The following is a 20,655-nucleotide window of genomic DNA, read 5'->3' on the forward strand; positions in this document are numbered from 1 at the left end:
ACGTGCCATCTTCCCAAGTGGTCGTCCACAGGAAAGGATGACACAGCACCGAGGTTGGGAGGTCCACGTTGCCCCGCATTGCATTCGACAAGGTGGAGAAGTCCTACGGCGACGTGCGCGTTCTGCCGCCCCTGGACCTGACGCTGAACGACGGGGAGTTCACGGTTCTGGTCGGCCCCTCGGGCTGTGGCAAATCGACGACCCTGCGCCTGCTTGCCGGGCTGGAAACCCTGTCGGGGGGCGAAATCTATTTCGACGATCGCCCCATCGGCGGGTTGGAGCCGAAGGAACGGGACATCGCGATGGTGTTTCAGGATTACGCCCTCTACCCGCATATGAACATCGCGCGGAACATGTCCTTTGCCATGCGGCTGGCCCGGCGCCCGAAGGCCGAGATCGACAGCGAGGTGAAGCGCGTCGCCGAGATGTTGAACATCGGCCACCTGCTGGATCGCAAGCCCGCAGAGCTGTCCGGCGGACAGCGTCAACGGGTCGCCATGGGCCGCGCGCTGGTGCGCGATGCCTCGACCTTCCTGTTCGATGAGCCGTTGTCGAACCTCGACGCCAAGCTGCGCGCCAAGATGCGCACCGAACTGGCCGAGATGCGCGACACGATCGACAAGAACATGGTCTACGTCACCCATGATCAGGTCGAGGCGATGACCCTCGGCGACCGCATCGTCGTGATGAATGCGGGCGTCATCCAGCAGCAGGGATCGGCCGAGGACCTGTTCGCGAACCCGGTGAACCGGTTTGTCGCGGGCTTCATCGGGTCACCCACGATGAACTTTTTGATGGGACAGATCACGGGCGACCGCGTGGCAGGCGCCGGCTTCGACCTGCCGCTGCCCCCCGAGTTGGCCCGCCGCGCCGAGAAAGCCGCCGGGCGCGACGTGGAGGTCGGCATCCGCCCATCGTCCATCGTGATGGAAGGCGGATCGGACATTCAGTTGCGGGTGATCGTATCGGAATACCTCGGCGCGCAATCGGTTCTGGTGACCCGCTGCGGCAAGACGGATGTGCTGGCGGAGATCGCAAGTTCCGACCGCATTCCGTCAGGCGAGGCGCGCCGTTTCGGCGTGCTGACCAACGACATCATGCTTTTCGACAAGGCCAGCGGCGCACGCCTCTGAGCCCACAAACACAGCACCCAGGGAGGGATCTACAATGCTGACCAAATGGAAGTTCACGGGCGCGGCCATCGCCACGCTGATCGCGGGCGCCGCCGCCGCGAACCCCTACGCCCCCTATGAAGGCACGACGCTGGTCGTGAACTTCCCCGCGCATCCGCATTACGATGCGGCGATCAACGTGCTGGACCAGTTCACCGAAGAAACGGGGATCGAGGTCGAGGTCGACCAGCTGCAATACCTGCGCATGCGGGAGCGTCAGACACTGGAGCTGACAAAGGACGAGGGAGACTACGACCTGATCGCCTATGTCGTCTTTTCCAAGGCCGACTACGTTTATGCCGATCAGCTGGAGAACCTCGCGCGCTATTTCATGAACCCGGCGCTGGCCAACCCGGCCTACGACCAGTCGGACCTGATCGACGGCTATGTGCAGAACATCGGCGTGGCGGGCGGGGCCAAGGGCTATCTGCCCGGACAGTTGGGCTCGGCCTTCGGCGTGCCCTTCGGGTCGGAAACCAGCGTGCTCGCGTACCGCAAGGACATCTTCGAGAAGCACGGGATCGAGGCGCCGGAAACCTACGACGAGCTGCTTGAAATCGCCTGTCAGATCCCCGAGCTGGAGCCCGGCATGGGGGGCATGGCGTCCCGCGCGGCGTCCGGCCATCAGGCCAGCCATGCGTTCCTGCTGCACCTCGCGCCCCTTGGCGGCCGCGTATTCGATGACAACTGGGAACCGATCATCAACAACGAGGCCGGTGTCGCGGCAGCGGAGGCCCTGAAGACCATCGTCGATTGCGGCCCCGAGGGCGGCACGACCTTCGGCCCCGCCGAGGCGGCTGCGGCGTTCAAGCAGGGTCAGGCCGCCATGTTCATGGACAGCATCGCCTTTGCCGCCGGGTTCGAGGACCCGACCCAGTCGACCGTCGCGGGCAACGTCGGATACGCCATGCATCCAATGGGCGTGCGGCGCGGGTCGCAGACCGGTGGCTTTGGACTGGCCATTCCGAAGAACGCACAGAACAAGGAGGCGGCGTTCCTGCTGATGCAGTGGCTGACCTCGAAGGAGGGCGATCTGGCCGTGGCGATGGAGGGGGGCAACCCGTCCCGCTTCTCGACCTATCAGAATGCGGAGCTGAACGAGAAGTTTCCCTATTCCGCGACCTTCGGTGAGGCGCTGGAATTCGCGGACCCCGACTGGCGCCCGATCATTCCGACATGGGGCTCGATCAACGCCGATATCGGCACGACCATGAGCCAGGTCCTGACCGAGGGGCTGGATATTCAGGAAGCCCTCGATGGCGTGGCGGAGCGGACACGCGCCACGATGGAAGAGGCCGGCTACTATGCCTGGCAATAGGCCCGCGACAGGCGCGTCCCGGAGTTCGGGGCGCGTCTGATACAAGGTCTTGCGCGCCGGTGTGACCGGCGCGCCCGGATTGCGGACGGGGACGGGCATCGAGCCCGCCCCCGCCCAGTGCCCCCGGCAGAAGTATCCTTCGCCAGAGGAAGACAGAGGCCCGCCGTTTTCCAAGGGCCCGACCGTATTCGAGGAACCACCTCCATGCTCGCCAATGCGAACAGATTGACCCCCTACCTGTTCCTCGCCCCCGCGGCGTTGGTGATGGCGGTCGCCCTGCTCTACCCCATCGGCTACATGATCTATGCCTCGTTCCTCGACTGGAACCCGTCCCAGCGCATCGGCGAGGCGGATTGGGTCGGCCTGCGCAATTACGCGGGCCTTCTGTCGGACGCGGCGTTTATCGAGAGCTTCTGGGTCACCTTGAAGTTTGCCACCGTGGTGGTCAGCATCGAGATGGTTCTGGGTGTCGGTCTGGCCCTTCTGCTGGATCGGGAACTGCGGGGCATGACCCTGCTGCGCACGGTGTTCATCCTGCCGATGATGGTCGCCCCCATCGTGGTCGGCCTGATCTGGCGCTACATGTATCACCCGACCGTCGGCACGTTTAACCGGTTCCTCGACAGTATCGGCCTGCCTTCCGTCCCATGGCTGTCGGACGGAAACTGGGCATTCGCATCGATCGTGATCGCCGACATCTGGCAGTGGACGCCCTTCATCTTCATCCTGTCATTGGCCGCTTTGCAGTCCCTGCCACGGTCGGCGATGGAGGCCGCGCGGATCGACGGCGCGACGGGGTGGCAGCTGATCTGGCACATCAAGTTGCCCCTCATGCTGCCAGTACTGATCGTGACAGCCCTGCTGCGGGTGATCGACGCCTTCAAGGTGCTGGAAGTCATCCTGGTGATGACCAACGGCGGGCCGGGCCTGTCGACCGAGATCCTTGCCCTGCGGATTTCGCGCACGGCCAGCGAGTTCCGGGAGTTGGGATATGCCGCCGCGATGTCGAACCTGCTCCTGATCCTGCTGCTGATCCTGACGGTCCTGATGTTCGCCTACACCAAGTTGCAGGAAGCCCGCGCGGCGCGCATCCGCCAAGCGGCGGAGGACTAGGACATGGCCGCTCCAACCACCCGCCAGAACCCCGCATTCTATGCCCTGCTGGTCGTGCTGATCTTCATGGCGCTCGGGCCGATCGTGTTGATGATCGCCAATTCGTTCAAGCTGAACGTGCAGATCACCTCGCCCACGGCGTCGTTGCTGTTCATGCCGACGATCAGTAATTACGAGACCGCGCTGTGCGATTTCCTCTGGTATGAGCCGGAGCATGTCCGCCGCTGCGACAAGACCTTCGGGCGGGCGCTGATCAACTCGCTGATCATATCGCTGGTGTCGACGGCGATCACCCTGATCCTGGGGTGCATGGCGGCCTATGCGCTGGTGCGGTTCCGGTTCATGGGGCGGGGGGTCACATCGCTGACGACGTTGATGGTGCGGATGGTGCCGCCCGCCGTTCTGCTGGTGCCAGTGTTCGGCATCTGGACGTTCCAGTTCGGCATCGACGGGACACGCGCGGGGATCATCCTGATCTATGTCGCGATGAACCTGCCCTTCGTGATCTGGATCCTGCAGTCCTTCATCGTGCAGGTTCCGATCCAGCTGGAGGAGGCCGCGCGCATGGATGGCGCGGGACCGTTCCGGACGTTTTTCCTCGTGGTACTGCCGCTGATCAAGCCGGGTCTGGCCGCCGCCGCGATCTTTACCTTCCGGGTCGGGTGGAACGAGTTTCTGCTGGCCAACGCCCTGTCCGACCGCGCTTCGCGCACCGTGCCCGTCACCATCGTCAACAGCCTGACCGAATACGACATCGACTGGGGTGTGATCATGGCGACCGGCACCCTGCTTGCCGTGCCCCCGATCCTGTTCACCCTCGTCGCCTCGCGCCAGATCATCACCGGCATGACCGCCGGTGCCGTCAAGGGCTGACGCCCCCCACCGCGCCCAGCCCGGCGCCAACCCCCGGAGACCCCCGTGCTAGAGTGGCTGTTCACCCCGATCGATGCCAGCCGCGCCCATGACCTGGGCTTTCACCTCAGCTGGCACGGGCGGCTGATGGTCGTGGCTTGGGGGTTTCTGGTGCCGCTGGGCGTTGTCGCAGCACGGTTCTTCAAGGTGCTGCCCCGGCAGAAATACCCCGAGGTGGTGGACAGCCGGGTCTGGTGGCGCCTGCATCTGGGGGCGCAGATCGGCGCGCTTTGCATGATGTCCGTCGGCCTATGGCTGGTTCTGAGCCGACCGGTCACGGTGGAATCCCTGACCTCAACTGTCTGGCTGCATCGATCACTGGGATGGGCCGTCCTTTGGCTTGGCATCCTGCAGGCGACCTCGGGGGCGTTTCGCGGATCGAAGGGCGGGCCGACGGACAAGCGCAGCCTGCGCGGTGACCACTACGACATGACGCCCCGCAGACATGCCTTCGAGGCCATGCACAAGGCCAGCGGATATGCCGCCCTCATCCTGTCGATGCTCGCCGTCCTGTCGGGCCTTTGGCAGACGAATGCCCCGCGCTGGATGTGGATCGTTCTGCCCGTTTGGTGGTGCATCGTGGCCGCCGCCTTCGTGTTGTTTCAGCGGCGGGGGATGGTCGTCTCTACCTACGAGGCGATCTGGGGCCCCGATCCGACCCACCCCGGCAACGCGGAAGGCAAGCGGATCCGGGACTGAGAATCCGGACGCAAGACCGCGGCCGGGGACCGGACCCGCAATGCAAAACGGGCGCCCGTCCGGGCGCCCGCTTCAGGTCAGGATGGCCTGTCCTACTCGTTCAGCGCCAAGGCCACGAAACGGGGATCGTCGCCACGACGGATCAGCAGAAGGAAGCTTTTCTGTCCTGCGTCCTGCGCCTCTGCCAGACGCTCTTCGAGATCGGAGACGCTTTCGACCCGAACCTGACCCGCTTCTTCGATCAGGTCGCCGGCGCGCAGACCCTTTTCATAGGCAGAGCTGTTCGGATCGATGTCGGAGACGACGATACCCGTCGCATCCGCATCAAGGCCCAGTTGCGCGCGCAGAGCCTCCGTCAGGTTGCTGACGGTCATGCCCATCAATTCGACCTGGCTTGGCCCTTCGGGGCGTTCTGCGGATGCCGGAACGGCGGCTTGTGCATCTTCGCGGCGACCAAGGGTCACCAGAAGGGTCTGCGTGTCACCGTCGCGGAACACGGTCACGCGAACAGCTTTCTCGACAGGGGCATTGCCGACCGTCTTAACAAGCTCTCGGGTGTCGGCGATGTCGACGCCATCGAAGTTCAGGATGACATCCCGCGGCAGAATGCCTGCTTCCTTGGCCGGCCCCTCTGGCACGTCGGTCACCAGCGCGCCATTGGCGTTCTCGAGGCCCAGCGCCTCGGCCAGTTCGGGGTCGACGTCCTGAATGCGCACGCCCAGCCAACCACGGCGGGTTTCACCGAACTCCTGCAGCTGGTCGACCACGTTTGTCACGACGTTCGACGCCATCGCGAAGCCGATCCCGATGGAGCCGCCGTTGGGCGACAGGATCGCGGTGTTCACGCCGATGACTTCGCCGGACATGTTGAACAGCGGACCGCCCGAGTTGCCCCGGTTGATGGCCGCGTCCGTCTGGATGTAGTCGTCATAGGCGCCCTGAAGTTCCCGCCCGAGCGACGAGACGATACCGGCCGAGACCGAGAACCCCTGCCCCAGCGGGTTGCCCATCGCCATGACCCAGTCGCCCGTGCGCATCGCGCTGCTGTCGCCGAACGGAACATAGGGCAGCGGGCTGTCGCTCTCGACCTTCAACAGGGCGATATCCGTGTTCGGATCGGTGCCGATCAGCTCTGCAGGCAGCTCATTGCCCGAAAAGAACTCGATCAGGATCTCGTCGGCATTTTCGATGACGTGGTTGTTGGTGACGATATAGCCGTCCTCGGAAATGACGAAGCCGGAGCCCAGCGCGCTGCCGCGGCGGCGGGGGCGATCAGGCTGGTTCGGGGCATTGCGGTCGCGGAACTCCTCGAAGAAATCCTCGAGCGGGTTGCCGCGGTTCGGTCCCGGTCCGGCGACCGCGACGGATGTGTTCGTCGTGATGTTGACGACGGCGCCCGAGACCTGATCGACGAGGTCCGCAAAGGACCCCGGCCGTCCCTGTGCCACCGCCGAAAGGCTGGAGACGATCACCATCGCCAGCCCCAGCAGCATCGCCGTCAGCAACCGAGGCAGGACGACAACGCGATTGGAATATGTGTCAGTGAACAAGAGTTCCCTCCTAAGATACCTATGGATGCCGGCAGGTCCGACAGCTGGTCCGTTGCATGTTTGCATCAGTCAGGCGCGACGCAACACATGGGTAATCACTTGAGCGTGAAGATGCCTTCCTTGGGAACGTAGGGCCGCGCATCGAAACGGCCAAGGGGGTGCGCGAAATCACAGGCCGCCACGGCGATAGATCGCTTCTGTCGCGGGCGCAGTCCGGTGCGGATCGTGCCGACGGCATTAACGAAAAAGGCCGCCCGGAATGGGCGGCCTTCGTGGCGGTATGCTGACAACCGCGACTACTCGTTCGGGCGGTCCGCCTTGAGATAATTGAAGAACTCCGAGTCGGGCGAAAGCACCATGGTGCTGTTGGATCCCTGCAAGGCCCGCGAGTAGGCGGACATCGAACGGTAGAACTCGAAGAATTCCGGATCGGCACCATAGGCCGACGCGAAGATCGCGTTGCGCCGGGCGTCGGCCTCACCGCGAACGATCTCCGCTTCGCGGGTCGCGTCGGAGGTCAACTCGACCACCGTCCGGTCGGCCTGGGCACGGATGCGCTGTGCGGCTTCCTCACCACGTGCGATCTCGTCCGCGGCCTCCCGCTCGCGCTCGGCCCGCATCCGGGCAAAGGTCGCGTCAAGGTTCTGCGGCGGCAGGTCGGTGCGCTTGAGGCGGACATCGATGATCTGCAGACCGATGGAGGACGCTTCTGCGCGGGCCCCCGTGGCAATGCGCATCATCAGGGCCGCACGATCCTCGGACAGGATCTCATTGGACGAGACCGAACCCAGGACTTCGCGCAACTCGGCCGTCAGAATGCGGTCGAGGCGGTTCTCGGCGCCCGGGATACCCTCCGTACCGACGGCTTCACGGAACTGTCGGACGTTGGCGATCCGGTAGCGCGCGAAGGCATCGACGACCAGACGCCGATCATCCGCGGGCGTGACCTCGATCGCCTGCACGTCGCGCGACAGGATCCGGTCGTCGTAGAAGACGACATCCTGAACCAGCGGCAGTTTGAAGGCGATGCCGGGATCCTCCTTGACGTCGATCACGCGACCGAATTGCAGGACCAGTGCCTTCTGCCGTTCGTCGACCACGAAGATAGACGAGAAGATCAGCACGAGGACGACCGCCGCGATGGGCAGCAGGAAAGCGGAGCGTTTCATCAGTTTGTCCCCCCTTGGGTGGTACGACCGCCGCGCAGCTCGTTCAGGGGCAGGTAAGGCACGATGCCCTGTCCGCCGCCTTCACCGCCACCAAGGCCGTTGTCGACGATGATCTTGTCCACATCGCCCAACACCTGCTCCATGGTTTCCAGATAGAGACGCTTGCGCGTCACCTCCGGCGCATTGGCGTATTCGGTCAGAACCGCGCTGAAACGGCTGGCTTCACCTTCCGCTTCGTTGACCACTTGCGCGCGGTAGCCTTCGGCCTCTTCCAGCAACTGCGCCGCCTCACCCCGGGCGCCGGCAAGCACGCGGTTGGCGTAGGCATCGGCCTCGGATTGCAGGCGATCGCGCTGCTGCTCGGCGGCCTGGACGTTCCGGAAGGCGTCGATCACCTCCTGCGGGGGGTCGGCCCGGTCGAAGTTGACGCGCAGGATGTTGACGCCTGCGTCATAGCTGTCGAGCGTCGACTGGATCAGCTCCAGCAGCTCGTCGGCGATGATCCCCCGGTCACGGTTGAGGATCGGGGCAAGCTGGCTGCGGGCCACGATTTCACGCATGGCGGATTCGGCCACGGCGCGGATCGTCGCGTCGGGGTCGCGCAGGTTGAACAGGAACTCCTGCGGCTCCAGCAGGTCGACGTTCCAGACGACCTGGAAGTCGATGTCGATGACATTCTCGTCCCCGGTCAGCATCAGGCCCTGCTCACCGCGGTTGCCGCGGTTCGCGCCGACCTCGATCGTGCGCTCGGTGGTGACCGGCAGAACCTCTGCCGTGACCAAAGGCCATGGCGCGAAGTTCAGACCCGGCTGTCCGACCGAGGAAAACTCGCCCAGGAACAACTCGACCGACCGCTCTTCGGGCCGGACCGTGTAGGCCGACGCATAAAGCCATGCGCCAAGGGCGACGACCGCGGCAATGCCGATGGTGGTGCGGTTGAATTCGAACCCGCCGCCACCGCCGCCCGTTCCGTTCGGACCACGGGGACCGCCGCCGCGACCGCCCATCAGGACGCGCAACTGATCCTGTCCCTTGCGGACCAGGTCGTCGATCTCGGGTATGTTCCCCCCGCCCTGCTGGCCGGGCCTGCGCCCCCCATTCGGTCTGTTCACGCCGCGATCAGAGCCATCGTCTGGCCCTCGTCCGCCACCGGAGTTGCCACCGCCCCCCCAGGGGCCACCATTTCCTGCCATCAGGAATGTCCCTTTCAATTAGGTCTTGTTGTGCTGCTCGTAACATTGGCCCGCGGACCGGGGACTTCAAGCAAGGACGCGCACCGGGTCCTTCATAGTCACCATTTCTTCGGCCATGGAGGGATGGACCGCGCAAGTTCGGTCGAAATCGGCCTTTGTGGCCCCCATTTTCATGGCGACTGCGACGAACTGTATCATCTCGGCCGCCGACGGCCCGACGATGTGTGCGCCCAGAACCTTGTCGGTTTCCTTGGACACGATCATCTTGAACAGAACCCGTTCGGCCCCGCCGGCGAATGCAGTCTGCATCGGGCGGAAAGCCGTCGCATAGACGAGCGAGGGTTCCTGCTCCTCCGCCTGCTCCTCGGTCAGACCGCAGGAGGCAAGCTCCGGCTGGGTGAAGGTCGCCGAGGGGATCAGGTCGTAATCCATCTTGGTCGGGTTGCCCTTGAACACCGTCTCGTGGAAGGCGACCGCCTCCCGGATCGCGACGGGGGTCAGTTCGACCCGGCCGATGACGTCGCCGAGCGCATAGATCGACGGAACCGCCGTCTGGCCATACTCGTCGACCTCGATCGCACCGCCGCGCGAGAATTTCACGCCCAGGTCTTCCAGTCCCAGACCATCGGTGTTCGGCTTTCGACCGATGGCCCAGAGGAGGGTATCGACCTCCTCCTCGTGGCCGTTCGATCCCTTGACCCAGATCTTGTCGCCCCGCTTTTCGATGGCCGTGGGCGCACAGCCTGTATGCAGGGTCACGCCGCGCTGCTGCATGCAATCCGCGACATGACCGCGCGCCTCGTCGTCGAAGCCCCGCAGGATCTGTGCCTTGCGGATGTACATCGACACGTCGACACCCAGACCGTTGAAGATGCAGGCAAATTCACACCCGATGTAACCGGCCCCCACGATCAGCATCCTGCCCGGCAGCTTCGGCATGTCGAACAGATCGTCGGACACGATGCCATGTTCCGCGCCCGGCATGTCGGGGCGTACCGGGCGGCCACCCGTGGCGATCAGGATATGCTTGGCCGTCTTCGTCGTGCCGTCCGCCAGTTCGACCGTATGCGGGTCGGCAAGCCGGGCCCGCTGCTTGTAGATGGTCACCCCGGCTTTCTCGGCATTGCCTTCGTAGGCGCCTTCGAGCCGTGTCAATTCGGACCCGAGATGCGATTGGAATGCCGACCAGTCGAAACTGCCGGACGAGGCATCCCACCCGTATTGTTTCGCCATCTCGATGGCTTCGGGGTATTCCGACGCGTAGACCATCAGTTTCTTGGGCACGCAGCCGCGAATGACGCAGGTCCCGCCCATGCGGCTTTCCTCGGCCAATGCGACCTTCTGTCCGCCCATGGCCGTCAAGCGCGCAGCACGCACTCCGCCCGATCCGCCGCCGATGACAAACAGGTCATAGTCGAAATCCATCTGATGCTCCCTCGTGCGTGTTGCGGGGAACACTTACGTCCTGCGGGGCCTTGCCGCAACGCGGGCGTATCGGACTGGCCGCGCCGGAATGGTGCGTGCACGCAGGTGACCGTCGCACCGCCAGTTATTCGCTGACATTCACGAAAATGTTGTCGTCATCGCGGATGTCGATCTGCTCGCGCGTGACCGACCCGTTGTTGATGTCGCGCACCTCGACCGATCCGTCGGACGCGCCGACGACGACCACGTCACAGATATCGAGGAACAGGCCATTTTCGACAACACCGGGAATCTGGTTGAGGATCAGGGCCAGCTGACGCGGGTTGCCGATCCGCCGCAGGTGCAGATCGAGGATCAGGTTCCCCTCGTCCGTGCGGTAGGGCGCGTCCCGGTTTAGGCGCAGCGTGACTGACCTGCCACCCACGTCCATGCCGATCAGGCTTTCCTCGATCAGCGCCTTCGTGGTCTGCCAGCCGAAGGGAATGACCTCGACCGGCAAGGGGAAGGCCCCAAGCGTTTCGACATTCTTGGTCGCGTCGGTGATCACGACCATCATGTCGGACGCCGTCGCGACGATCTTTTCCTGCAACAACGCGCCACCACCGCCCTTGATCAGGTTGAGGTCGCCGTCGAATTCATCGGCCCCGTCAATCGTCAGGTCCAGCCATTTGACATCCTCCAGCGCGGCGATCGGGATGCCGACCTGTCGCGCAAGATCGGCCGTGCGGCTCGAGGTCGGCACGCCGGTGACGCGCAATCCGTCCTCGCGCACCATCTCGCCGAGGCACCGCACCATCCACGCGGCCGTCGACCCCGTGCCGAGGCCGATACGCATGCCGTCCTCGACATAATCGAGTGCCCGGCGTGCCGAGACGTATTTTGCCATGTCGATCGGATTGAGCCTGGACGTCATCGTCGTCTTCCCCTCGCGCTGTGCAGGGGTGTTATACGCCGCCCGCGGCCGGGCTGCGAGGGTCGATTTTCAGCATTTCAAGCATTGCCGGCAGGGCGTCCGCGTCGAGGATCAATGCCATCGCCGCCCCCTCGGTCGTCAGGGCGATGTCCCCGGCGGCTGCTCGGTTCGATGTGCCGACCCGGTGATCGGGGGCAAATTGCACCCCGTCTATGGGCCATTCAAGACCGGTGCTGGTTCCGGTCGCCGGCCCAAGCGGCCAAAGCGACACCCGTGCCCCGACGCGCAAAGTCAGATGTGCGGTTCGCGGCAGGATGCAGACGCAATCCTCCTCGCCCAGCAGGATACAGGGCGCGCGGTCGCGGCGGCGGGCCAGTTCGGACAGGCACGCCAGAAAATGATCGACCCGCGCCCCGATGAAGCCGACGGCGATCGTCCAAGGGGCGCGGCTGACCCTCAGGACCTTGGCAAAATCGGTGCTGTCCTGTTCCGCGATTGGCAAAAGCACGTCGGCAAACGCGGCACGGGCGTCCTCGGACGCGCTGTCCATGTCGCCGATCACACGTGCGGGCCGCAGCCCCGCGGCAAGGACCGTATCAGCCCCCCCATCCGCGGCGACCAGTCGGGGGGCCAGCGTTAGGGCCTTGGAAAGGACGCTGCTGCTAACAGGAGCCCCACCAACGACCGTCTCAGGCGTTGATTCAGGGAACAGATGATGGTCAACTTCTGGCAACACGGTTTGGATTACCTTCGAATCTGGCAAAAATCGGCCTTCGAAACCGTCAAATGGTCCCGAACTGGGCACGATTTGAATGGAATCATTTTGTTTTGTGCGACCTGAAGTGAAACAGTTTTCCCGTCCGGGAAGGAAGTGGTGAAAGTCATGGTGCCTGCCAACAAGATACTTACGGTCGCGTACGGGACATTCTCCTGCACGCTTGAAGGGTTCGACGATCCGTTCTCCACGATGACGGATATCGCCGAATACTTCCGGGGTCTTGCCGCCGAGGACCGCTACTTTGGCGCCGAACCGCCGACCCCGGACATGGCCATGCTGCGACAGATAGCGGAAACGACATCGCGCGGCTCCGTCGATGCGCGCAGCGATGAAAAGGGCGTCACGCTACGCCCCGCGGCGGCCCCCGCCGTTGCAGCCGACACGGACACCGCGCACGCCGCTTCCGACGAAGCAGGCGCATATTCGGACAGGTCGGAGCCGCAGGCCGATGCGCAGGAGCATGCCGACGCCCCCGTGGACGCAGCCGATCCCGATCAGATCGACGTGGAAACGATCGAAGTAGTCGAGGCCGACGCGGAAAGCGCCGCCGCCAAGCTTGCCCGGATCCGCGACGTGGTGGCAGCCGATCGCGCCGAGCAGGATTACTCCGAGGATGAGCACGCCGAAGACGTATCGGCCCCCGCCATGGACGATGCAGCCCCCGTTCTGGCGGATATCGAGGACATTGCCGAGCAGGAGGTTGACGCAACATCTGCCCTGATCGTCGAAGAGGTTTCGATCGTCGAGGAAGAGGAGACGATCCTCGACACGTTGGCGTCGGACGAGGACGCCGCCGAGGATGAGAACGCCCTGAATGCCGATCTTGCGGCCCTTTTTGCGGATGACGAAGCCGATACGGACGCAGAGACCGAAGACCCTGTCGTGGCCGCGAGCACGGCGGAAACGGTAGCGGACGATGACGAAACGCCGGTCGACACGCAGTCCGGCGAGACGGACGTAGCGCCCGAGGCGGACGAAGCCCAGCCCGAAGCCGTTGCAGAAGAGACGGCAACCGAAGAGCCCGCGGTCGAAGCCCCCGCCCCGCCGGTTGCGACCCCGCGCCGGGTGCGCGTCCGCAAGGTGCGTCGTGCGGCCGCGGCATCGGTCACCGAGGCAGCCCAAGACCAGCCCGTCATGGAGGACGAGCCTGCTCCGCTCGAAGCTCGGCAGCCCGTGGAACAGCCTGACGAGACGCCGAAGGCCGTCACGTCGCGCGCATCTGCCCCGCAAGGCGATGACGCCGTTGAGGACGATGAAGCCGCCTTGATGGCAGAGCTCGCCGCAATCGAAGCCGAACTCGGACGCGATGCGACCGGGGCAACGGCCACGGACATCGATGAAGACGATGATCTAGACGAGGTTCTCGGCACGTCCTCCGAAGCCCCGGAAGACGGCGATGACCTGATGGCCGAGCTTGCCGCGATCCGCGCGGTCGAGGAAGACGAAGACGAAGACGAAGACGATATCGACGGCCTGATGGATGAGGACGACGCACCCGAAGTCGGGACGCATGCGGACGAGGACGACGCCCTCGTCGATGATGATGTCGCCCCCCCCCAGCCCCAGGCCGGGAAGGCCAAGAGTGATGAGCCCGAGGATCTGGAGCGGCTGTTTGCCGCAACCGACAGCCGCCTGTCCGGCGAAGATACATCGCGTCGCCACGCCAATATCTCGCACCTGAAGGCGGCCGTCGCAGCCCGTCGTGCGGATGACACGATGGAGACCGTCAAGACCGATGATTCAGGCGCATACCGCAAGGACCTGGCCAGCACGGTCCGGCCTCGCCGCGCCGAGAAGGCGCCCGAAGAGGCCCGCACGGCCCGCCCCGAGCGTGCCGCGCCGCTGATGCTTGTGTCCGAACAACGCGTGGAAGAGGCGCCGGAAGCCCCCGCAGCAGCACCAGCGGAACCGGTGAAGCCCCGTCGCGCCCCGCGGCGGTCGGATGCGGATGCGCGCGCCGAGGCGGAATTGCAGGCAATGGTGGCAGCGCGCGGCAAGCAGACGCCGGACCTTGGCGATGATTTCGAGCAATTCGCCCAGGATGTCGGCGCGACCGATCTTGCCGACATTCTGGAGGCGGCCGCCGTCTACAGCGCGACGGTGATGGGACAGGACAAATTCTCGCGTCCACGCCTGCTGCATCTTGCCGCCGAAGCCGTCGATGACCTTAGCCGGGAAGACGGTCTGCGCGGTTTCGGTCAGCTGTTGCGTGACGGAACCCTGCGCAAGGTCAGCCGGGGCACCTTCGCGCTCGGCACCGAGTCCCGCTTTCGCGAACAGGCCCGCAGACTCGTCGGGTGATCCCCCGACGCTTTGAATGAAAAGGCCCGCCGATCCATGATCGGCGGGCCTTTTTCGTGGGTCTCGATGAATGGGCGCCCGCTATGCGGCTGCCCAGAAATCGTCATGCGGGTGCGCGGACCGGTCGCAGGATTTGCACCGATTTCAGGGCCGCACCGAAGGAAGCCATGAGGCTACTCCTCCTCGGGTGCGGCGTCCGGATCCGGCTTAGCGATACCCCGAAAGATCGACCGGAACGGAAAGACCCAAAGGACGCCGAGCAGGACGTACATCACGAATTCCAACGCGACCGGCAGGCGCGGCAGCACCGCCACGAAGGAAACCGCCGCGATCATGTAGAGCGGCAGCCCGACAATCAGGATCAGGTAGGACAGCCGTTTCCGGGCCTTGTAGGACAGAGCCATCGCGCGCCTTTCAGTCTTCGAACGGGTCCGTCACGAGGATCGTGTCATCCCGCTCGGGCGAGGTAGACAGTAGGGCGACCGGACACTGGATCAATTCCTCGACCCGGCGCACGTACTTGATCGCCTCTGCGGGCAGGTCAGCCCAGCTGCGCGCGCCTTCGGTCGACTGGGACCAACCGGGCATTTCCTCGTAGATGGGGGTGCAGCGGGCCTGCGCATCGGCAGCGGTCGGCAGGTGATCGAGCTGCTTGCCGTCAAGTTCATAACCGACGCAGATCTTCAGCGTCTCGAACCCATCGAGGACGTCGAGCTTGGTAAACGCGATGCCGTTCACGCCCGAGGTTGCGCAGGTCTGGCGCACGAGCACGGCGTCGAACCAGCCGCAACGCCGTTGACGCCCCGTGACCGTCCCGAATTCATGGCCACGTTCGCCAAGCCGCTGGCCGTCGGCATCTTGAAGTTCCGCCGGAAACGGCCCTTCGCCCACACGCGTCGTGTAGGCCTTGACGATACCGAGAACGAAATCGATCGCGCCGGGCCCCATGCCGGTGCCGGTCGCGGCCTGTCCCGCGATCACGTTCGACGAGGTCACGAAGGGATAGGTACCGAAATCGATGTCGAGCAGGGAACCCTGCGCCCCTTCGAACAGGATCCGCTTTCCGGCGCGCCGCTTGGCGTCGAGAACCTTCCAGACCGGGGCGGCATATTCCAAAACGGCGGGCGCGATTTCGGTCAGATCCCTGAGCAGGGCATCACGGTCCACGGGGTCCATCCCGAGGCCGCGGCGCAGGGCATCATGGTGCGCGAGGGCGCGGTCTACACGTGCCGACAGGGTCGCCGGATCGGCCAGATCGGCAACACGAATGGCGCGACGTCCGACCTTGTCTTCGTAGGCCGGGCCGATTCCGCGACCCGTGGTGCCGATCTTGGCCCCTTTCGAAGATGCCTCTTCGCGCGCACGGTCGAGTTCGCCGTGGATCGGAAGGATCAGAGGCGTGTTCTCGGCGATCATCAGGGTTTCGGGCGAAATCTCGACACCCTGCGCGCGCAGGCCTGCGATTTCCTTGACGAGGTGCCACGGGTCGAGAACGACGCCATTGCCGATCACCGACAGCTTGCCACCGCGCACGATGCCGGACGGCAGCAGCGACAGTTTGTAGACCTCGCCGTCGATGACCAGGGTGTGGCCCGCGTTGTGCCCCCCCTGAAAGCGCGCAATGACGTCGGCACGTTCCGACAGCCAGTCCACGATCTTGCCCTTGCCCTCGTCACCCCACTGGGCGCCGACCACGACGACGTTTGCCATACCTGCTGTTCCCTATCATACGGAAAGACCGCGCCTCCCCTAGCGTGCCACGCGACGGGGCGAAACCCCGCATAGGAACGTCTCTGGGTCTTGCGGCGCGCGGACGTGGTCTCTAGGTAGCCCCTGATCCGAACCGAGTGGGCCCCCCATGGAAACCGTCCTTCTGCTTATCCATCTGATCGTCGCGGTCTGCCTGATTGGCATCGTGCTGCTGCAACGCTCCGAAGGGGGCGGGCTTGGCATGGGCGGCGGTGGCGGCGCCATGACCGGCCGCCAGGCGGCCACGGCCATGACCAAGCTGACCTGGGTGTTCGGCATTGCCTTTCTGGTCAACTCGGTCGTTCTGACCGTGATCGCGGCGCAGAACGCGTCCGGTGGATCGGTGGTCGATCTGCTGCCGCCCGATACCGCGGTGGAAGCACCGGCAGTGCCTGCCGGCGAAAGCCTGCTTCCGCCGAGCGGCAGCGACGATCTGCTGACGCCGCCTCGGTCGGAGTGACCAACAACTAGCGTCTTCGGGGCATTGGCCGACAGGATGTAGCGGGGCGCGGTTGCGGCCCCCGCCCTTTCCCTGTTAGACTTGTCACCCGTGGACATCGAATCCGGCATCGGCCGGAACAGTGTATTTGCGGGGACTTCTGGACATGGCGCGCTTTATCTTCATCACCGGCGGTGTGGTGTCTTCGCTTGGCAAGGGACTGGCTTCGGCGGCTCTTGGGGCGCTGCTGCAGGCACGGGGCTATACCGTCCGCCTGCGCAAGCTGGACCCCTATCTGAATGTCGATCCGGGAACGATGTCGCCGTTCGAGCACGGCGAAGTCTTCGTGACCGACGACGGCGCAGAGACCGATCTGGACCTTGGCCATTACGAACGGTTCACGGGCGTGGCCGCGCGGAATACTGATTCGATCAGTTCCGGCCGCGTCTATTCCAACGTCCTCGAAAAAGAGCGTCGGGGCGACTATCTTGGAAAAACCATCCAGGTGATCCCCCACGTAACCAACGAGATCAAGGATTTCATCCGCATCGGCGAGGATGAGGTCGACTTCATGCTCTGCGAGATCGGCGGGACCGTCGGTGACATCGAAGGTCTGCCCTTTTTCGAGGCCATTCGTCAGTTCAGTCAGGAAAAGGAGCGCGGGCAATGTCTGTTCATGCACCTGACCCTGCTGCCCTTCATCAAGGCCAGCGGTGAGTTGAAGACCAAGCCGACTCAGCACTCCGTCAAGGAATTGCGATCGATCGGGTTGGCGCCGGACATCCTCGTCTGTCGTTCCGAGGGACCGATTCCCGTCAAGGAGCGCGAGAAGCTGGCCCTGTTCTGCAACGTGCGCCCGGATTCGGTGATCGCCGCGCAGGATCTCAAGTCGATCTACGAAGCGCCGCTGGCCTATCACCGCGAAGGCATGGATCAGGCCGTTCTGGATGCCTTCGGCATCAGCCCGGCGCCGAAGCCGAACCTCGACCGGTGGGAAGACGTCGTCGATCGCATTCACAATACCGACGGCGAAGTGCGCGTGGCCATCGTCGGCAAGTATACCCAGCTGGAAGATGCCTATAAGTCGATCGCCGAGGCGTTGACACACGGGGGCATGGCCAACCGGGTCAAGGTGCACATCGACTGGGTCGATGCCGAAACCTTCGAGAACGAAGACGCCGCCCCCCACCTGGAGCGGTTCAACGCCATCCTCGTGCCCGGAGGCTTTGGCGAACGCGGGACCGAGGGGAAGATCAAGGCCGCCAAATTCGCGCGCGAACGGGGCATCCCCTATCTGGGCATCTGCCTTGGCATGCAGATGGCCGTGATCGAAGCGGCGCGCAACATGGCGGACATGGGTGACGCCGGAAGCGAGGAGTTCGACCTCGAAGGCAAGGACGTCCGCGCCTATACGCCCGTCGTCTATCACCTGAAGGAATGGGTGCAGGGCAATCACACGGTCACGCGCAAGGCCTCCGACGACAAGGGCGGGACCATGCGACTGGGCGCCTATGACGCCGTTCTGACCGATGGGTCCAAGGTCGCCGGCGTCTATGGCGGCACATCCATCGAGGAACGGCATCGCCACCGGTACGAGGTCGACATCCGGTTCCGCGAACAGCTGGAGGCGCAGGGCCTGATCTTCTCGGGCATGTCACCCGATGGTCGTCTGCCGGAAATCGTCGAGGTCAAGGACCACCCGTGGTTCATCGGTGTTCAGTTCCACCCCGAGCTGAAGTCCAAACCATTCGAGCCACATCCCCTGTTCGCAGATTTCGTAAGGGCCGCGAAAGATCAGTCGCGGCTGGTCTAGGCTTTGCCACGGAAACGCGCCGGCGGCGGGTGACCTGCGCCCGCGATCGCGCGCCTGCATGACGCCCGGACTTTTTGTCCGGGCGTTTGAGCTCACAGGCGGAACGAAGCCTTGGCGCGCGCGCGTCCTTCGTCTGACACGCGATCCCGTGCCATGATCAAGGTCCACCCTTCCGCATGCGGCAAATCGAGATCCGAAAAGTGGGCGTGGTGCCTCAAAGCGCCCCCGGGCCGCAGGAACAAAAAGCGCCGTGCCGTCGGCAGCAGCCCCCCTTTGCATCCTTAAGACAAACCACCCCAAACCCGCTGAATCGGTTGCTTCAGTTTTCGGCAGACATGTTCGAGACCTAGGGCGAGCGGTAGCGATGGCTGGGGGATCGACCTGATATGAAAATGGGATTTGTGGGGCTTGGAAACGTCGGCGGCAAGCTGGCGGGCAGCCTGTTGCGCAACGGGTTCGACCTGACCGTGCACGATCTGAACCCGGACCTGATGGCATCCTTCGCGGACCGGGGGGCAAAGACAGCCGATTGCCCCGCAACCCTGATGAAAACCTGCGATGCCGTCATCACCTGCTTGCCGTCGCCGGAGGCCTGCGCCGCCGTCGTCGAAGCCATGCTGCCCCATGTCGACGAGACCAAGATCTGGATGGAAATGTCGACGACGGAAGTGTCCGAGGTAAAGCGCCTTGCGGCCCTCGTGGCGCAGATGGGCGGATCGGCGATCGAATGCCCCGTTTCGGGCGGCTGCCACCGTGCCGATACGGGAAACATCTCGATCTTCGCGGGCTGTGACCGGGCGACCTTCGAGCGGATGTTGCCGACACTGACGACACTCGGGCGGCGGGTGCTGCACACGGGTGACATCGGAACCGCGTCCACCCTCAAGGTCATGACCAACTATCTGGCGACCGCGAACCTTCTGACCTGCTGCGAAGCGCTCGTCACGATGAAAGCCGCGGGCATCGACATGAACACGACCTACGAGGCGATGAAGATCAGCTCCGGCACATCCTTCGTGCATGAAACCGAGAGCCAGGTCATTCTGAACGGGTCGCGGGACATCTCCTTCACGATGGACCTCGTGAAAAAGGACATCGGCCTGTTTCAGGGGCTGGCCGAGGAAGCGGGCGTTCCGCTGGAAATCAGCCCGCTGCTGGTCAGGATATTCGACGACGGCATTGCGAAGTACGGCGACCGTGAACTGTCGCCCAACATCATTCGCCGCCTCGAAGACGCGACGGGCCTGCAGGTCACGGCGCCCGGATTTCCCGTGATCCTGACCGATGATGAGCCCGAGGAGGCCGGGTACGAGGTCATCCCCACCGGGCTGACGACCCCACTCTGGGCGGATTGACCATGGACGGGGCGGTGTTGGATCACTGGACCGAACGCACGGATCTGGCTGCGGCGTTCCATTGGGCCGCGCGCCTGAACATGCACGAAGGGGTGGCCAACCATTTCAGCCTGGCCACGAATGACGCGGGAACACGCTTTCTCATCAACCCCAATCAGGTTCACTTCACGAACATCACGGCCTCTGGTCTGCTGGAACTGGATGCCAATGACCCGGATGTCCTCGATCACGATGATGCACCGGATCCCACGGCATGGGGGTTGCATGCGCCGATCCACCGGCTGTGCCCGCATGCACGATGCGTGATGCACACCCATTCGATCTGGTCGACGGTCTTGGCCAGCCTCGCCGACAGCACCCTGCCCCCGATCGATCAGAACACGGCAACGTTCTTCAACCGCTACGTGATCGACGAGGATTTTGGCGGGGTCGCGTTCGAACAGGAGGGGATCCGCTGCGCGGGGATGCTGTCCGATCCGGCCAAGAAGGTCATGGTGATGGGCAATCACGGCGTGCTGGTCGTCGGCCGGTCGGTCGCAGACACGTTCAACCGGCTCTACTATTTCGAACGCGCCGCCGAGACATATGTGCGCGCGCTTCAGACCGGACAGAAACTGCGGATTCTTCCCGATCACATCGCAGAGCAGACCGCACGGGACCTCGATGATTATCCCGGTCAGGCCGAGGCGCACCTCAGGGAGATCCGCGCGCGTCTCGATGCAGAGAACAACATCTACGCTCGATAGAATTGGGGCC

Annotated in this window: 18 protein-coding genes; 10 read left to right on the forward strand and 8 right to left on the reverse strand. The window is 64.2% G+C overall.

Annotation, left to right across the window (positions count from 1 at the left end):
• The first annotated feature begins 68 nt into the window (after positions 1-68).
• The 5 genes from V6N07_RS07715 to V6N07_RS07735 all read left to right on the forward strand — a co-directional run bounded on the left by V6N07_RS07715 (position 69) and on the right by V6N07_RS07735 (position 5,214).
• Positions 69-1,133, forward strand: a complete 1,065-nt coding sequence (locus V6N07_RS07715; protein ID WP_371155309.1) for an ABC transporter ATP-binding protein — start codon at positions 69-71, stop codon at positions 1,131-1,133.
• Positions 1,134-1,167: 34 nt separating this feature from the next.
• Positions 1,168-2,490, forward strand: coding sequence for an extracellular solute-binding protein (locus V6N07_RS07720; protein ID WP_371155311.1), 1,323 nt, complete (start codon positions 1,168-1,170; stop codon positions 2,488-2,490).
• 204 nt (positions 2,491-2,694) lie between these two features.
• Positions 2,695-3,603: a carbohydrate ABC transporter permease gene (locus tag V6N07_RS07725; RefSeq protein WP_371155313.1), complete on the forward strand. Its 909-nt coding sequence runs from the start codon at positions 2,695-2,697 to the stop codon at positions 3,601-3,603.
• A gap of 3 nt (positions 3,604-3,606) precedes the next feature.
• Positions 3,607-4,476: a carbohydrate ABC transporter permease gene (locus V6N07_RS07730; protein ID WP_371155315.1), complete on the forward strand. Its 870-nt coding sequence runs from the start codon at positions 3,607-3,609 to the stop codon at positions 4,474-4,476.
• A 45-nt stretch (positions 4,477-4,521) separates the two neighbouring features.
• On the forward strand, positions 4,522-5,214 hold the full coding sequence (locus tag V6N07_RS07735; protein ID WP_371155317.1) for a cytochrome b561 domain-containing protein: 693 nt from the start codon (positions 4,522-4,524) through the stop codon (positions 5,212-5,214).
• 92 nt (positions 5,215-5,306) lie between these two features.
• Here the strand turns inward: V6N07_RS07735 and V6N07_RS07740 are convergent, their stop codons facing one another.
• The 6 genes from V6N07_RS07740 to V6N07_RS07765 all read right to left on the reverse strand — a co-directional run bounded on the left by V6N07_RS07740 (position 5,307) and on the right by V6N07_RS07765 (position 12,269).
• On the reverse strand, positions 5,307-6,707 hold the full coding sequence (locus V6N07_RS07740; protein ID WP_371155406.1) for a Do family serine endopeptidase: 1,401 nt from the start codon (positions 6,705-6,707) through the stop codon (positions 5,307-5,309).
• Between the two features lie 353 nt (positions 6,708-7,060).
• Positions 7,061-7,933, reverse strand: coding sequence for a protease modulator HflC (gene hflC / locus V6N07_RS07745; protein WP_371155319.1), 873 nt, complete (start codon positions 7,931-7,933; stop codon positions 7,061-7,063).
• Positions 7,933-9,126 carry an FtsH protease activity modulator HflK gene (hflK, locus tag V6N07_RS07750; protein ID WP_371155321.1) on the reverse strand — a complete coding sequence of 398 codons (1,194 nt, stop codon included), beginning with the start codon at positions 9,124-9,126 and terminating at the stop codon, positions 7,933-7,935. The genes hflC and hflK overlap by 1 nt, the downstream gene beginning before the upstream one ends.
• A 66-nt stretch (positions 9,127-9,192) precedes the next feature.
• Entirely contained in the window at positions 9,193-10,551 is a 1,359-nt protein-coding gene (gorA, locus tag V6N07_RS07755; protein WP_371155323.1) for a glutathione-disulfide reductase, read from the reverse strand.
• A 124-nt stretch (positions 10,552-10,675) separates the two neighbouring features.
• Complete coding sequence (gene rpiA / locus V6N07_RS07760) at positions 10,676-11,464, reverse strand: ribose-5-phosphate isomerase RpiA (RefSeq protein WP_371155324.1); 789 nt, start codon at positions 11,462-11,464, stop codon at positions 10,676-10,678.
• 31 nt (positions 11,465-11,495) lie between these two features.
• Entirely contained in the window at positions 11,496-12,269 is a 774-nt protein-coding gene (locus V6N07_RS07765) for a thiamine diphosphokinase (RefSeq protein ID WP_371155326.1), read from the reverse strand.
• A gap of 78 nt (positions 12,270-12,347) precedes the next feature.
• Between V6N07_RS07765 and V6N07_RS07770 the strand changes: the two genes are divergently transcribed.
• The gene (locus V6N07_RS07770; RefSeq protein ID WP_371155328.1) at positions 12,348-14,543 is read left to right on the forward strand and encodes a hypothetical protein; all 2,196 of its coding nucleotides are present in this window, start codon (positions 12,348-12,350) and stop codon (positions 14,541-14,543) included.
• 173 nt (positions 14,544-14,716) lie between these two features.
• On the opposite strand, the gene V6N07_RS07775 is transcribed toward V6N07_RS07770, so the two are convergent.
• Both V6N07_RS07775 and V6N07_RS07780 read right to left on the reverse strand, forming a co-directional pair.
• The gene (locus V6N07_RS07775) at positions 14,717-14,947 is read right to left on the reverse strand and encodes a DUF2842 domain-containing protein (protein WP_371155330.1); all 231 of its coding nucleotides are present in this window, start codon (positions 14,945-14,947) and stop codon (positions 14,717-14,719) included.
• Between the two features lie 10 nt (positions 14,948-14,957).
• A complete protein-coding gene (locus V6N07_RS07780; protein WP_371155332.1) occupies positions 14,958-16,253 on the reverse strand; it encodes an adenylosuccinate synthase in 1,296 nt (431 codons plus the stop codon).
• Between the two features lie 148 nt (positions 16,254-16,401).
• On the opposite strand from V6N07_RS07780, the gene secG reads away from it, so the two are divergent.
• The 4 genes from secG (at position 16,402) to V6N07_RS07800 (ending at position 20,645) form a co-directional block, all read left to right on the forward strand.
• The gene (secG, locus tag V6N07_RS07785; RefSeq protein WP_371155333.1) at positions 16,402-16,752 is read left to right on the forward strand and encodes a preprotein translocase subunit SecG; all 351 of its coding nucleotides are present in this window, start codon (positions 16,402-16,404) and stop codon (positions 16,750-16,752) included.
• 145 nt (positions 16,753-16,897) lie between these two features.
• A complete protein-coding gene (locus V6N07_RS07790) occupies positions 16,898-18,544 on the forward strand; it encodes a CTP synthase (protein WP_371155335.1) in 1,647 nt (548 codons plus the stop codon).
• A gap of 386 nt (positions 18,545-18,930) precedes the next feature.
• On the forward strand, positions 18,931-19,899 hold the full coding sequence (locus V6N07_RS07795) for an NAD(P)-dependent oxidoreductase (protein WP_371155337.1): 969 nt from the start codon (positions 18,931-18,933) through the stop codon (positions 19,897-19,899).
• Positions 19,900-19,901: 2 nt separating this feature from the next.
• Complete coding sequence (locus V6N07_RS07800) at positions 19,902-20,645, forward strand: class II aldolase and adducin N-terminal domain-containing protein (RefSeq protein ID WP_371155339.1); 744 nt, start codon at positions 19,902-19,904, stop codon at positions 20,643-20,645.
• Positions 20,646-20,655 lie beyond the last annotated feature (10 nt).

Origin of the sequence: Jannaschia sp. 2305UL9-9, assembly GCF_041403465.1 — a bacterium.
Taxonomy (GTDB): domain Bacteria; phylum Pseudomonadota; class Alphaproteobacteria; order Rhodobacterales; family Rhodobacteraceae; genus Jannaschia.